We start from the raw sequence: 13,582 nt of genomic DNA, 5'->3' as shown, positions 1-13,582 counted from the left end.
GCCAGGGGAATGCGCGCAGGTATGCCGGAAATGATCAGCAGCCTCGCCACCCGCATCGCTCACCGCCGTCGCGAGCCGGTCGCCGTCCAAGCCGTGCGGTCCACCGCGGCGGCCGTCATCAGCTACGTCGTCGCACTACGCCTCAGCAGCGAGCCGAACCCACTGACCGCACCGCTGACCGCGCTGCTCGTCGTCCAGGTCACCCTCTACTCCACGTTGACCACCAGCATCCGGAGGGTGAACTCCGTCGTCGTCGGCGTTCTGATCGCGATCGCTTTCAGCGTGCTGGTGGGCCTGACCTGGTGGAGCCTCGGCCTGCTCATCCTGGCCTCCCTGGTGGTGGGGCACCTGGTCCGGGTCGACGAGTTCGTCCCGGAGGTCGCGATCAGCGCGATGCTCGTCCTCGGCGTCACCCAAGTCGCGAACACCGCCTGGGACCGGGTCCTGGAGACGCTGATCGGCGCGGTGGTCGGACTGCTGGTCAACCTGTTCGTCGCGCCGCCCGTCTGGGTCGGCCCGGCCAGTGCCGCGATCACCGACCTCGCCACGCGGATGAGCCGGCTCCTGAACCACCTCGGCGAGGAATCCCTCGGCATCGTCAAGGTGGAGCAGGCCGCGGCCCGTCTGCACGAGGCGCGCCGGCTCGACAACGACATCGCGCAGGTCGACGCGGCCCTCCGGCAGGCCGAGGACAGCCTGCGCCTCAATCCGCGAGTCAAGGAGGGCCTGCTCTTCCGGCTGGTGCTCCGGACGGGCCTGGACACCCTGGAGATCTGCGCGGTGGTGCTCCGCGTGGCCTGCCGGACGCTGACGGACCTGGCCAAGGCCCGCCCCGGCGGTCCGCTCTTCGCGACCGAGACCACCATCGCGCTACGGGAGGTGCTCAGGCACACGGCCGTCGCCGTGGAGAGCTTCGCCCAGCTGATCACCGCTCAGGTCAGCGCCAACGCGGAAGAGGCCGAGGCCCGCCTGACCGGCGAGCTGGCCGTGGCGCGGACGCACCGCGACCGGCTCGCAGACCTCCTGCTCGCCGACGTCGGCGAGGACGCGGCCCAGTGGCAGTTGCAGGGCGCGCTGCTCGCGGAGATCGACCGGGTCCTCGACGAACTGGGCGTGGACAAGCGCTCGGAGCGCCTGCTGGAGGAGCTCGATCAGCACGCCCGCAGCCGGCGCACGGGCCTGCGTGAGCGCCTGCGCCGGCGCCGCCCCGATCGGGGGCTGCCGTCGTAGTGAGACCGGGTCACGGATCCAGGGGTCATCCGGAGCAGCCGCAGACGGTGGGGGCCGACCGGGCGGCCCGGCCGGGACGGGGCGCCCGGCGCCACCGCGACTCCATCACTGCCGGGGCCCGCCCGGCCGCGCCGCGCCGCACCTCACGCGGACCGGGCTCAGCCCGCGTCCCGGGGAGTGGGCCGTACCTCGAACCCGTTCAGTTCCTCCGGCGCGGCCGTCTCCTCACGGACCTCGACGGCGCGGACCTCGGCCGCCGCCGGCCCCGTACGCGCCCACCGCACCATCGCCTCGACGGCGCCCTCGCCCCCTTCGAACAGCGCCTCGACATCGCCGCCGGGCAGGTTCCGTACCCAGCCCGACACCCCCTGGGCCAGTGCCTCACTGCGGCAGGTGTCCCGGAAGAACACTCCCTGCACGGTCCCCGATACGATCACGCGCTTGCGTACCATGCTCCGACCATAAGGCCCGGTGTGCCCCGACTTGCGCGCCCTGTCTCCGGCAGGTGTGTCGGCGACGTCATCCGGCCCGGTGATCCGCTCGGCGCGCCCGCGTGAGGGAGGGTGGGGTCATGGTGCATGTGTTGGGCAGCAGGATGCTGCTGAGTCCCACGGACCCCGAGCGCTCGCGCGTCTTCTACGGCGACACGCTCGGGCTCGCCGTCTACCGCGAGTTCGGCACCGGCCCCGAGCGCGGCACGGTCTACTTCCTCGGCGGCGGCTTCCTCGAGGTGTCGGGCCGCGCCGAGGCCCCGCCCGCGCCCGGGCTACGGCTGTGGCTCCAGGTCGCGGACGTGCAGGCGGCGTACGAGGAACTGCGCAGCCGTGGCGCCGAAGTGCTGCGGCCCCCGCAGCGCGAGCCCTGGGGCCTGATCGAGATGTGGATCGCCGACCCCGACGGCGTACAGATCGCCGTGGTGGAGGTGCCGGCGGACCACCCGTTGCGCTTTCGCCCCTGAACGGCGCCCGCGGGCCGGTCCCCGAAGCACGGGCGCTGACGCCCCGTCAGCGCAGCTGGCGGCGGACCAGATCGTGGAAGAGGCCGGCCGTGTCGGCGAGCAGTTCGGCGGGTGGGCCCTGCTGGACGACGCGGCCGTCCGACATGGCGATCACCCGGTCGGCGTCCATGATCGTGGACAGCCGGTGGGCGATCACGATGCGGGTGGCCCACAAGGTGCGGGTGGATTCGATGACCACGCGCTGGGCTTCGTTGTCCAGCGCGCTGGTGGCCTCGTCGAAGAACAGGATGCGCGGCTTGCGGATGAGGGCCTGGGCGATCATCAGCCGTTGGCGCTGGCCGCCCGAGACGGTGCCGCCGCCGTCGGAGAGCATGGTGTGCATGCCCATCGGCATGGCCTTGATGTCCTGCGCCAGGCCCGCCATCGCGGCGGCTTCCCACGCCTGCTCCAGCGAGAAGGTCCCCGCGCCGCAGATGCAGTCGAGGATCGATCCGGTGAAGGGCTGGGCGTTCTGCAGGACGACGCCGCACTGGCGGCGTACGGCCGCCTGGTCCAGCGCCGCCAGGTCCTGGCCGTCGTAGAGCACGCTGCCGGAAGCCGGCTTGTCGAAGCCGATGAGCAGGCGGAGCAGGGTGGACTTGCCGCAGCCGCTGGCCCCGACGATCGCGACGAACTCGCCCTGCCGGATCCGGACGTTGATGTCGTCGAGGACCAGAGGGCCGTCGTCGGTGTAGCGGTAGCACAGGTTCTTGGCCTCGATGGCGCCGGTCAGCTCGCCCGGTCGGGTGCTGGAGCGGCCCGCCTCGGCGGTCTCCCGCAGGACCGGCTTGATCTGCTCGAACATCGGCAGCACCGCGGCGGCCGAGATGAGCGCGCCGGTCAGCTGCGTGACCGAGGACAGCAGCATCGTCAGTGCGGTGCTGAAGGTGAGGAACTCACTGGCGGACATGGCGCCGCGGGCCGGACCGGCCAGCAGCATGAACATCACCAGCGTGCACAGCGGCAGGTAGACCGCGCCGAGGACCGTGATGACGTTCTGGATCCGGCCGATGCGCTGCTGCAGGTCGCGGGTACGGGCGAACTCGCGCGCCCAGGCGGCGTACGCGAAGCTCTCGGCCGCGGCGACGCGCAGCTTGGGCAGCCCGCGCAGGGTTTGGAAGGCCTGGTTGTTGAGCTGGTGGCCGAGCTTGATCAGCCGGCGCTGGTAGCGCAGCTGCCACAGCCCGAGGCCGAGGAAGACCGCCGCGATGGCGACGAGCATGGCGAGCGCCGCCATCGCCAGCGGCACGCTGTAGACCAGCAGCAGTACGAGGTTCATCGCACCGACCGCGCCCGCCTGCACGCAGACCGAGCCGATGCCGGACAGCACGCGGCGGATGGCGCTGATGCCCATCGCCGCGCCGGCCAGTTCGCCGGTGGAGCGGCCGGCGAAGAACTTCGTCGGCAGCCGCAGCAGCCGGTCCCACACCGCCGGTTGCAAGGTGGCCTCGATGCGGCCCTCCATGCGCAGGATGGAGGTGTTCTGCAGCAGCATGAAGGCGGCCGAGACGGCGCCGGTCGCGATCAGTGCCAGCCCGGTCTGCACGATGAGGCCGGTCTCGGCCTGCGGGACGTACCGGCCGAGGACCTGGCCGGTGGCGATCGGCACCAGGGCGCCGAGGACCACCGCTACCAGCCCGCCCAGGATGAGGCTGCGCAGCTCCGGGAGGGTGCCGCGGACGCTGAAACGGAGCAGCGCCCACAGGCCCACCGGCCCGTCGGGCAGCGGGCGGTACAGCATGACGGCGCGCGGTTCGAAGGCGTCCGCACCGACCCGGCCGGCTCCAGCGCCGGCCCCACCACCGGCCCCTCCGGCCGTACCGCCCTTGCCGATGCGCTGCCGCGTGCCGCTGGCCGGGTCGACCGCCTCGTAGCCGCCTCGCCGCCACAACAGGGCGACGGGAGTCCCGTCCTCCTCGCGCCGGCCCACCAGCGGACCGCTGTTCTCCCGCCACCAGCGCCCGCTGAGCCTGACCGTGCGGGTGCGGATCCGCGAGGCGAGCGCGATGCGTTCGACGGGGTCCACCTGTTCGGACGTGGTGGGGGCCTCGCCCGGTTCGGACAGCGTGATGCGGGCCGCGTCGGCGACCAGGCGGCAGACCGCGAAGGTAGCGTCGGCGCCCGCGCCCCGGTGCGAACTCCTTCGGGAGCGGTCGATGGCCGCCAGCAGCGTCCGGTCCGCCTGGTTACGGGCTGCCCGGCCGGCCTCGATTCCGGCGGCCGTACGGTCCTCGTGCGCGCGCTCGAGCTGTTCGATCCAGCGGTCCAGGGCGTACAGCAGCCGGTACTGCTGGTCGACCATTCCCTGCCACATCGCCGCGTCGACGAGGAGCGTGCCGACCGCCTCCGTCTCGTACACGGCGCCGTACTGCACGCTGCCGGGGGTGATCTGCATCCACAGGATGTCGTCGTCGGCCCCGCCGTGCTCCGTGGTGGCGCTGCCGTCGAGCGGTGCCTGGTAGAGCACGCGCAGGCCGCGGCCGATGCCGCGCGCGAAGGCGTCCTCGAGGGGGCTCAGTTGTCCTCCGGCCGGGCCGTACTGCCCTTGATCGGCGTACCACGGCCCGCCGTGGAACTGATCGGCGTACTCGGTGCGGTACAGCTCGCGCAGTTCGATGCGGCGCAGCCAACACCCCTGGAGGGGCCGGCCGACCAGGGTGTGGTCAGGGCCCTCCGCCGGGCCCAGCAGCAGCGTGCCCGGTTCCAGGCGGCCCAGGAAGTGCCAGTGGCCGGCCTGCGCGGCGTCGACGGCGAAGAGGTCCAGCTCCCCCTGTACGACGAGCCACAGGACGAGCGGTCCCTCCAGGGACAGGCTGCGCAGGCCCGTGCAGTCGACCGGCGAGCCGAGTCCGCCCAGGGCCGCGAGGACCGTGTCGGAGTCCTGGCCCGGGGCACTGCCCCCCGGCTGTACGGCGGTGGCGGTGGCAGGGACGGGGGCAGTGGTGGGGTGGTCCGCGTACGTCACCTCAGTGCTCCTTGACCAGTCGGGCGTACGCGCCCTGCGCCGCGACCAGATGCTCGTGCCGGCCGCGTTCCACGACCGTGCCACGGTCGAGCACGACGATCTCGTCGCTGTCGCGCACGGTGCTCAGCCGGTGGGCGATGACCACGCAGGCGCAGCCGCGGCGGCGCAGGTTGTCGATAATGACCTGTTCGGTCACCGCGTCCAGGGCGCTGGTCACTTCGTCGAGGACCATGACGCTGGGGCGGCGCACCAGCGCCCGTGCGATCTCCAGGCGCTGGCGCTGGCCGCCGGAGAAGTTGCGGCCGTCCTGCTCGACGCGGCTGTGGATGCCGCCGGGGCGGCGGGCGACCACGTCGTGCACGGCGGCGTCCTCGAGGGCGGCGATGACCGCCTCGTCCGGGATGGAGGGGTCCCAGAGGGTGACGTTGTCACGGACGGTGCCTTCGAAGAGGAAGACGTCCTGGTCGACGAAGGACACGGAGGCGGCGAGCGCGCCACGGGGGATGTCCTCCAGCCGCATCCCGTCGATGCGGATGGCCCCCTCCCAGGGTGTGTAGAGGCCGGAGATCAGCCGGGAGACGGTGGACTTTCCGCTGCCGGAGCCGCCGACGAGCGCGACCTGCTGCCCGGGTCCGACGGAGAGCGAGAAGTGCTTGAGCAGGGGGGCGTCCAATGGGCTGTAGCCGAAGGTGACCTGGTCCAGCTCCACGTGGCCCTTGAGGCGGCGGGTGCCGGCGGCTGGCTCGCGCCGCGAGTAGACCGGGTCGACGGGAAAGTTCTCGACGTCCTTGAGACGGGCGACGTCGGCCGCGAAGTCCTGGATCCTTCCGGCGACGCCGCCCAGCCGGGAGATCGGCGCGGTGAAGCTGGTCACCAGGGCCTGGAAGGCGACGAGCAGGCCCACGGTCAGGTGCCCCTCCACCGCCCGCAGGCCGCCGATCATCAGGATCAGCGCGCTGTTGAAGGCCGCCAGCGTGGGCGCGACGATCGCCAGCCACGCGCTGGGCACGCCGAGCCGCTGCTGCACGTCGAGGGTGACCGCGTGCTGTCCGGCCCAGCGGCGGAAGAAGCCGTTCTCGCCGCCCGTGGCCTTCATCGTCTCGATGAGCTGGAGACCGCTGTAGGAGGTGTTCGTCAGCCGGGCGCTCTCGGCGCGCAGCTTCTGGGTGCCGGTGGCCCTCAGGTGGATCACGATCCGCATGGCCGCCACGTTGAGCAGCGCTACAGCCACGCCGACGAGGGTGAGCTGCGGATCGTACGTCCACAGCAGCACCGCGTAGAGCACGACCACCACGGCGTCCACGCCGGCGGCGGCCAGGTCCCGGGCCAGGGTCTCGGCGACCGCGTCGTTGGACTGCAGGCGCTGGACCAGGTCGGCCGGGTTGCGCTGGGAGTAGAAGGTGACGGGCAGTCGGAGCAGGTGCCGCAGGAAACGGGCACTGCCCAGGGTGGAGGAGATGATGCGTCCGCGCAGCAGGTTGGCCTGCTGGAGCGCGGTGAGCGACGCGGTGAGCACCAGGGCCGCGGCCATCGACGCGAACAGCACCCCCAGCAGGGAGGTCTGCTCGCCGATGAGGAACATGTCGATGTACGTGCGGCTCAGGGCCGGCACCGAGGCGCCGACGGCCACCAGCAGGAGGCTGGAGATCACGGCGGCGGCCATGGTGCCCGAAGTGCCGCGGAGGCGGGCCGGCATGGCGCCCAGGACGCCGGGCTTGCGGCCGCCGCGGCGGAAACCGTCGCCGGGTTCGAGGGTGAGCACGACACCGGTGAAGCTGGTGTCGAACTCGTCCATGGGGACGAACCGGCGGCCCTTGCCGGGGTCGTTGACGTAGACGCCCCTGCGGCCGAATCGGCGGCTCATGCCGTCGTAGACGACGTAGTGGTTGAACTCCCAGAAGAGGATGGCCGGGGCGCTCACCTCGGCGAGCGCGGCCAGGTCCATCTGCATGCCCTTGGCCTTCAGCCCGTAACCGCGGGCGGCCTTGAGGAGGTTGCTGGCGCGGGAACCGTCGCGCGAGACGCCGCAGGCGATGCGCAGTTCTTCGAGGGGGACGAAGCGGCCGTAGTGGCCGAGCACCATGGCCAGGGCGGCGGCGCCGCACTCCACCGCCTCCATCTGCAGCACGGTGGGGGTGCGTACCGGGCGGGGCGTCCTGCCCTTGGGGGCCCTGGGTGCGTGCGCGGACCTGCGGCGCGTGCCGCCCTTGGGCTCGGGGCGGTGGCGCCGGCGTCCGGGGGGCGGGAGCTGTGGTGCGCGGCGAGGTGCTCCGGTCTTCGGCGCGGTCATGGCAGCAGCCAGTCGACGGGGAGCCGCGCGGCGAGGTGGACGGCGCCGGTGACCGGCGTCATCGAGTCGATGGCGTACGGGGGCCCGTCCGCGGAGGACCACCGGTAGCCGGACTGGGCCTTCGAGCGCTCCAGTTGTACGAGCACCGCGACCGGGTTGCCGCGGCGGGAGAACTGTTCGGCCAGCCCGCTGTCGCCGAGGAAGCCGCTGATCTGGGCCTGCGTCTGGGGCGCGCGGCCGACCGCCTTGACGCGGCCGCGCAGCACGCCGTACTGGTGCTGGGGCACCGACTGGACGCTCAGGTCGACCTGGGCGCCCACGGCGATCGCCGAGCCGCTGCCGCCGGTCACGTACAGCACGGCCACCAACGGGTCCTCCGGATTCTTCACACGTTCCACGGTCGCCACGTCCGCGCCGGTCGCGACGACCGAACCCACCTTGGCGACCAAGGTCGTCAACCGGCCGCCGGCCACCACGCGCACGGGGCGGTCACCCTGCTCCGTACGGACGTTGAGCAGGGGCGCACCGGGGGCCAGCAGTTGGCCCTCCTCAGCGAGGACCCCGGTCACCTGTCCCGCGACCGGGCTCTGCAGCACGTAACTGCCTTCGGGATGGGTGAGGATCCCGGGTGCGCTCAGCTTGGAGGTCACGGTGCCGGTGAAGGCCCAGAAGCCGGCGGCGGCCATGGCGATGACCGTGACGGCCAGGACGAGCCGCCCTTGGGGGCGCGCGAAGCCCACGGGCAAGTCGAGTTCTTCGGGCGATTGCAGCTTGGAAAGGGCCTTTTGGCGAAACTGCACGGGCTATTCCTTCAACTGCATTCGTATCGGTCGGGCACGCGGTGTTGTCGGTCGGGTTGGGCGGGCAGCCATGAACCCCGGAGCTGTGGAGCACGCTCCGGGGTTCATGGGGATATCCCGATCAGAGACCGGCGCGACCGGTGTTCACCGAAACGCCGCTGATGCCGGAGACCAGGCCGGGGACGCTGGAGGCGATGCCCTGTGCGGCCTGGACGGTGTCGAGGGAGCCGACGAGGCCGACGACGCTGCTGGCATCGCTGGTCAGGGCGCCGGCCAGGCCGCCGTTCACGCTGATGATGCCGCCGGAGACGGCGTCCAGCTCGGTGTCGGCGATCTCACGGGTCTCGATGTCGTTACGCATGACGCGCACCTTTCATTAGGGGAGGAATTCATATCCGCGGAGGCTGGGCAGCCCAGAACTCGGCCGCCATTCTTGACTGCCGCGGTGCGCAAGATGAAAGCACGCGAACGGGCTACTCGCCCAATCCCGTTGACGCCCCATCACGGGCAGACGGCCACCTCTGACGACGAGCGTGCAGCTTCATTCACCGAATAGTGACGACTTCTTCACAAGATCGAGTAACAGATACGGGCCGCCCCCTGCTTACACGGAACGAAATGGGGCAAACCTGCATCAATCGGATGGGGCATATCCGACATACCGCGGGGTCGGCGGGGCGGGACGGCCCGATCGCGCACACGATGTGCAGGTTTTCGAAAGGCGCGGGTGGTGACGCGCCCGTCACGCCCGGTGCGCGCTCGCGCCGCAGCGGGGCGGGGCGGCAAAGGCGTACGTGACGGGACAGGCGTCAACGGGCTGCCGCCTCCGTGGTGATGTCGGCGCCCGGCGGAACCTGGGGGGCTCGGGAGGGCAGGAAGTACGGGTAAAGGTGCGCAGTTGGCCCCGGCGCCGTGGGGGAAGCCGTCAACCGGCCGGGGCGTCGAAGAGGCCTGCGACACCCATGGCGACAACCGCGGGACCACATCCCAACTCCCGGTCTGTTCAGCGCCGTTGCTCCGCAAACCCTCCTTGCCGCCCAAGAAGAAACGACTCAACAAGCCCCACAAGCCTCAAACCACTCCCCCACCCCCACAAAAAAGTACCTGTCGACTGGTTTTCTTTCGGGTTGCCCGACTACATTGACGACGCATCGCAGCGGGACAGCGCTCACGGGCGACAACCGGAGGGGACGAGTACGTGGCGAGGGCCAGACAGGAACGGGCCGAGATCACTCGGCAGGCCATCCTCGACGGCGCGGCCATCGCCTTCGACCACAGCGGATTCGACGGCACCAGCCTCAGCGACGTCGTCAAACACGCCGGAGTCACCAAAGGCGCCCTCTACTTCCACTTCCCGTCCAAGGAAGCGCTCGCCCGCACCCTGATGGACGAGCAGTTCCAGGTCTCCGAGAACGTCCCCGCCCTCGAGAACCCGGGCCTCCAGACCGTCATCGACCTCACCCACCAGATGGCCCACGGACTACGCACCAACGTCCGCATACGCGCCGGCATCCGCCTGGTCATCGAGTTCGGCTCCTTCACCAAACCCGACCCCACCCCCTACGACACCTGGATCGACACCTGCCTCAGCTGTCTGAGACCGGCCCAGGAACACGGCGACATACACCCGACGCTCGACATCCACGCCCTGTCGACCCTCCTGGTCGGATCCTTCACCGGCATCCAGGTCACCTCACACGTCCGCACGCGCCGCGAGGACCTGCACACCCGAGTGACCGACTTGTGGAACCTCCTCCTCCCCGCCATCGTTCCCCCACACCGCATCCCCCACTTCCACCCCGCGGGCTCGCCCCAGCACCACGCCGAAGCCACCACACCGACCCCGACCAACTGACAACGCACCCAGGGCGGCCTCGCACACGCCGTGGCGAACCACGGCGGTGCTCGCCACGGCGTGACCGAGACCGCCCTGCCCCCACAGCCGGAACACCAAAGCCGCCACCCTGGTGCCCCGCGGCGGCTCAGAGAGCGGCCTTCAGCCTTCAGCCGATGAAACCGCCACCGAGGTGAAGTCGAGGATGGCGCCGGCCGCTTCGTTCAGAGTCCCGAAGTGACGGTGCACGCCGTCCACCGCGACGGCGGCGTTGACGCCCCACACCGTCATGCCCGCACGCAGCCCGGACCGGACACCGGAAGGAGCGTCCTCGATGACCAGGCAGTCCTGCGGCTCGACACCGAGCCTCTTGGCGGCCAGCAGATAAGGGACCGGCGAGGGCTTGCCCTCCTCCACGGAGGCGGCGTCCACGATGACCTCGGGGGCCGGCAGGCCGGTCCGCGCGAAGCGTCCCAGCACCCGGTGCTCGTAGTTGGAGGTCACCAGCGCCCACGCCCCGGGCGGCAGAGCCCGAAGGAGCTCAGAGGCACCGTCGAACGCCGCGTACACACCGGACCGCACGTCCTCGTCCTCCAGCTCATGCAGCAGGGCCAGGCACTCCTGCGGATCGCGGTCCGGAGCGACCTGCGCGAAGGTTTCCAACGGCCGCGTCCGCAAGGCCACCTGGTAGACCTCATCGGGGTCCAGCCCGTAGCGCTGGGCCCACACCCGCCACACCCGGCGCTGGTTGTCGACGGCATCGATCAGCGTGCCGTCGACATCAAAGAGGACGCACTTCTTGGCTCCGAGCCGAGCCGATTCGCCTATCACTCCCTCATCATGCCATCAGGCTCCCGCGCAGCCAGTTCGCGGAACAGCACCCAAGGACGGCGTTCAGTCGTTCACTGGCCGCCTTTCCCGGCTGAGCTCGTCGAGCAGCAGCTTCGCGGCCACCGTCGTTCCGTCGGTGCGGATCGTTCCGGCAACGGCCCTCGCACGTGCGCGGGTCTCAGGGGACAGGCCGTCCTGAGCGCGGCCGACAGGGACTCGAAGGTCGGAGTCGGACCGTCGTGTGCCGCGCCGATGCCCCACTCGGCCACCCGGCCGGCCCAGTACGGCTGGTCCACGAACTGCGGTACCACCACCTGGGCCGCGCCGGCCCGGGCGGCCGTCGTCGTGGTGCCCGCGCCGCCGTGGTGCACGACGGCGGCCACCCGGCCGAACAGAGCCTGGTGGTCGACCTCGCCCACGGCGAAGCAGTCGTCCTGGTCGTCGATCAGGCCCGGGTCGGCCCAGCCGCGGGAGAGGAGTACGCGGCGGCCCTGCGCGCGCACCGCCGCGACGGCCACCTGGGCGACGTCCTTCGACTCGCGCATGGGCATGCTGCCGAAGCCCACGTACACCGGCGGTTCGCCGGCATCCAGGAACGCCACCAACTCGGCCGGGAGCGGCCGTTCGTCCGGCAGGATCCACACGCCGGTCTGTACGACGCCGAGGTCCGCCGGCTCCGGCCACGGCCCCAGGACCGGATCAGCCGCCAGCCACGGCCGGTCGGTGAAGACGTGGCTGCGGACGTCGTCCACCGGCGGCTGACCGATCGACACCCGGTGAGCGTTGATCCCCGGGCCGTACAGCCCGTTGAAGCTGCGGGCGTTCAGCTCCCACAGCTCCCGGTTGTCGGTCATGTCCGCGGGGAACGGCCAGAGCGGCAGCGGGTGCGGCGCGTGGTGCGGCGACGGCAGCATGGTCGGGAAGTAGCTCACGTACACGAAGGGCAGGCCCAGCTGCTCGGCCACCGACCGCGCCGCGGCCACGGCCGGGACCAGGCCGGTCGCCACCACCGCGTCACATCCCTCGGCCGCCGCGGCGACCGCCTCGTACTGCTCGGCGACCAACGCGGCCGCGCGCTGGGGCAGGCCTCGGTCGACGGAGGCGCCGTGCCCCCGGTGACCACCGTGCGTATCGGCTCTGCGGCCGGCACCAGTTCCACGCCGACACCGGCCAGCAGCTTCGCGAACTCCTCGTCCGGCGGCGCGCAGATCCGCACCTCCGCGCCGAGTCCCCGCAACCGCACCGCGAGTCCCGCCATCGGTTGGACGTCCCCGTTGAGAGTGGCGCTGAAAGGCCGGGACCCCAGCGGGCCCCGGCCCTCTCGTCGCCGGTCATGACGCAGGCGTCCCGCAGTCAGCGTCCTCCTTCACCGGAGCGCACTGCTCCGACCAGCGTGGCGAGCATGTCCACGGCGCTGCCGTCGTGGTCGCTGCCCGAAGTGCCGCTGCCGCTCTGGAGGTTGGCGGACCGGTCGACCTCCACCAGGGAGTCCGATTCGGCGTGTGAGTTGTCGATCACGGTGATCAGGCTGTCGCCCGCCGCGGCGGGCGTCGCGCCGCCCGCCATCAGGGCCACGGCGACAGCGGCGGCCGCCCGGATCCGCGCCAGGGTCACGCGCCCACGCTCTCGCGCGAGGCGGGCACGTGTCGGTGCCGGGCGATGTTCTTCGTCAGCAGCCTGGTGGACTCGCCGACTCCGATCTCACCGCTCTCGTCGGTGGCGGGCAACCGCCCGTCGACCAGACGGAGTTCGGTGAGGGCCGTGTCCATCGCCCGGTGCGCGGCGAAGAGGCAGGGCGTGCTGTAGATGGCCACGTTGATACCGAGCTCGGCCAGCTCGCTGAGCGAGAGACGCGGCGACTTGCCGCCGGCGATCTGGTTGAACAGCAGCGGCTTGCCGCCGACGACCTCCCGGATCCGCCGGATCCACTCCACGCTGCGGACCCCGTCGACCAGGACGACGTCGGCGTCCGTGGCCGCCAGGGCCTCTGCCCGGTGGAGGATGTCGGCCTCCTCGGTGGCGTCCGTGCGGGCGACGACCACCAGGTCCCTGCGGGTCGCCAGCACCAGGTCCAGCTTCTCCAGGTACTCGGCGAGCGGCAGGACCTGCTTGCCGTCGGCGTGGCCGCACCTTCGTGGGCGCTTCTGGTCCTCCAGGATGACGCCGGAGGCACCGATGCGCTCCAGCCCCTCCACGACGTGGCAGGCCACCTCGGGATCGACGTAACCGTCGTCGATGTCCACGAGCAGGTGGTGTCGGGGGAACGCTCCGCGCAGCCGCTGGACGAAGGCCAGCATGTCCGGCCAGGCGATGAACCCGATGTCGGGCAGTCCGTAGTACGAAGCGGCGAACCCGAAGCCGGAGACGAACATCCCGTCGTAGTGCTCAGCCGCAACCGACGCCGAGTACATGTCGTACACGCCGATGAGGGGGGTCGTCCCCGGCTCGGCGATCTCTTCTCGCAGCTTGTTCCCGTAAGTCATCGTCCGGCTCCTCCAAGGGGTGTGTTGCACAGGGGTGAAGGCGAGTCAGCCGCGACACGACGGCTCTTTACTCAACCCTGATCATTTCGTGGGGATCCCGAGAACCAGTCCCTACGGAGTCTTTACTCACTCCAACGGCGTAGCGCGTTCAC

Annotated in this window: 11 protein-coding genes and 1 pseudogene; 3 read left to right on the top strand and 9 right to left on the bottom strand. The window is 71.2% G+C overall.

The genetic code is table 11. From position 1 onward, the window contains the following. The first annotated feature begins 21 nt into the window (after positions 1–21). The gene (locus tag ACZ4TV_RS19945) at positions 22–1,230 is read left to right on the top strand and encodes an FUSC family protein (protein WP_468136018.1); all 1,209 of its coding nucleotides are present in this window, start codon (positions 22–24) and stop codon (positions 1,228–1,230) included. 158 nt (positions 1,231–1,388) lie between these two features. On the opposite strand, the gene ACZ4TV_RS19940 is transcribed toward ACZ4TV_RS19945, so the two are convergent. Continuing rightward, the gene (locus ACZ4TV_RS19940) at positions 1,389–1,682 is read right to left on the bottom strand and encodes an acylphosphatase (protein WP_468135998.1); all 294 of its coding nucleotides are present in this window, start codon (positions 1,680–1,682) and stop codon (positions 1,389–1,391) included. A gap of 119 nt (positions 1,683–1,801) precedes the next feature. Between ACZ4TV_RS19940 and ACZ4TV_RS19935 the strand changes: the two genes are divergently transcribed. Then, on the top strand, positions 1,802–2,188 hold the full coding sequence (locus ACZ4TV_RS19935) for a VOC family protein (protein ID WP_468135997.1): 387 nt from the start codon (positions 1,802–1,804) through the stop codon (positions 2,186–2,188). Positions 2,189–2,234: 46 nt separating this feature from the next. On the opposite strand, the gene ACZ4TV_RS19930 is transcribed toward ACZ4TV_RS19935, so the two are convergent. From ACZ4TV_RS19930 to ACZ4TV_RS19915, 4 genes are all read right to left on the bottom strand, one after another. Beyond that, complete coding sequence (locus tag ACZ4TV_RS19930; protein WP_468135996.1) at positions 2,235–5,192, bottom strand: NHLP bacteriocin export ABC transporter permease/ATPase subunit; 2,958 nt, start codon at positions 5,190–5,192, stop codon at positions 2,235–2,237. A 1-nt stretch (position 5,193) separates the two neighbouring features. Next, positions 5,194–7,482 carry an NHLP family bacteriocin export ABC transporter peptidase/permease/ATPase subunit gene (locus tag ACZ4TV_RS19925; RefSeq protein WP_468135995.1) on the bottom strand — a complete coding sequence of 763 codons (2,289 nt, stop codon included), beginning with the start codon at positions 7,480–7,482 and terminating at the stop codon, positions 5,194–5,196. Next, positions 7,479–8,282 (bottom strand): hypothetical protein, encoded by an 804-nt coding sequence (locus ACZ4TV_RS19920; protein WP_468135994.1) that lies wholly within the window; start codon positions 8,280–8,282, stop codon positions 7,479–7,481. Before ACZ4TV_RS19920 ends, ACZ4TV_RS19925 begins: the two co-directional genes overlap by 4 nt. A gap of 121 nt (positions 8,283–8,403) precedes the next feature. Continuing rightward, entirely contained in the window at positions 8,404–8,643 is a 240-nt protein-coding gene (locus tag ACZ4TV_RS19915; protein WP_468135993.1) for a hypothetical protein, read from the bottom strand. A gap of 837 nt (positions 8,644–9,480) precedes the next feature. On the opposite strand from ACZ4TV_RS19915, the gene ACZ4TV_RS19910 reads away from it, so the two are divergent. Continuing rightward, positions 9,481–10,137 (top strand): ScbR family autoregulator-binding transcription factor, encoded by a 657-nt coding sequence (locus ACZ4TV_RS19910; RefSeq protein ID WP_468135992.1) that lies wholly within the window; start codon positions 9,481–9,483, stop codon positions 10,135–10,137. A gap of 141 nt (positions 10,138–10,278) precedes the next feature. On the opposite strand, the gene ACZ4TV_RS19905 is transcribed toward ACZ4TV_RS19910, so the two are convergent. The 4 genes and pseudogenes from ACZ4TV_RS19905 to ACZ4TV_RS19890 all read right to left on the bottom strand — a co-directional run bounded on the left by ACZ4TV_RS19905 (position 10,279) and on the right by ACZ4TV_RS19890 (position 13,430). Beyond that, complete coding sequence (locus tag ACZ4TV_RS19905; protein ID WP_468135991.1) at positions 10,279–10,947, bottom strand: HAD family hydrolase; 669 nt, start codon at positions 10,945–10,947, stop codon at positions 10,279–10,281. 63 nt (positions 10,948–11,010) lie between these two features. Beyond that, positions 11,011–12,205 (bottom strand): annotated as a pseudogene (locus ACZ4TV_RS19900) (glycosyltransferase). A gap of 95 nt (positions 12,206–12,300) precedes the next feature. Beyond that, positions 12,301–12,561: a hypothetical protein gene (locus ACZ4TV_RS19895; protein WP_468135990.1), complete on the bottom strand. Its 261-nt coding sequence runs from the start codon at positions 12,559–12,561 to the stop codon at positions 12,301–12,303. Continuing rightward, complete coding sequence (locus tag ACZ4TV_RS19890) at positions 12,558–13,430, bottom strand: isocitrate lyase/PEP mutase family protein (RefSeq protein ID WP_468135989.1); 873 nt, start codon at positions 13,428–13,430, stop codon at positions 12,558–12,560. The genes ACZ4TV_RS19895 and ACZ4TV_RS19890 overlap by 4 nt, the downstream gene beginning before the upstream one ends. Positions 13,431–13,582 lie beyond the last annotated feature (152 nt).

Source organism: Streptomyces sp. NPDC028910, from assembly GCF_055564955.1.
Note: the sequence above shows the minus strand (reverse complement) of the source record. Positions and strands in the feature narration are given on the sequence as shown.

Coding starts and splice junctions, on each gene's coding strand:
- ACZ4TV_RS19945 (WP_468136018.1), top strand. CDS start 22: ATGCCGGAAATGATCAGCAGCCTCGCCACCCGCATCGCTCACCGCCGT.
- ACZ4TV_RS19940 (WP_468135998.1), bottom strand. CDS start 1,682: ATGGTACGCAAGCGCGTGATCGTATCGGGGACCGTGCAGGGAGTGTTC.
- ACZ4TV_RS19935 (WP_468135997.1), top strand. CDS start 1,802: ATGGTGCATGTGTTGGGCAGCAGGATGCTGCTGAGTCCCACGGACCCC.
- ACZ4TV_RS19925 (WP_468135995.1), bottom strand. CDS start 7,482: ATGACCGCGCCGAAGACCGGAGCACCTCGCCGCGCACCACAGCTCCCG.
- ACZ4TV_RS19915 (WP_468135993.1), bottom strand. CDS start 8,643: ATGCGTAACGACATCGAGACCCGTGAGATCGCCGACACCGAGCTGGAC.
- ACZ4TV_RS19890 (WP_468135989.1), bottom strand. CDS start 13,430: ATGACTTACGGGAACAAGCTGCGAGAAGAGATCGCCGAGCCGGGGACG.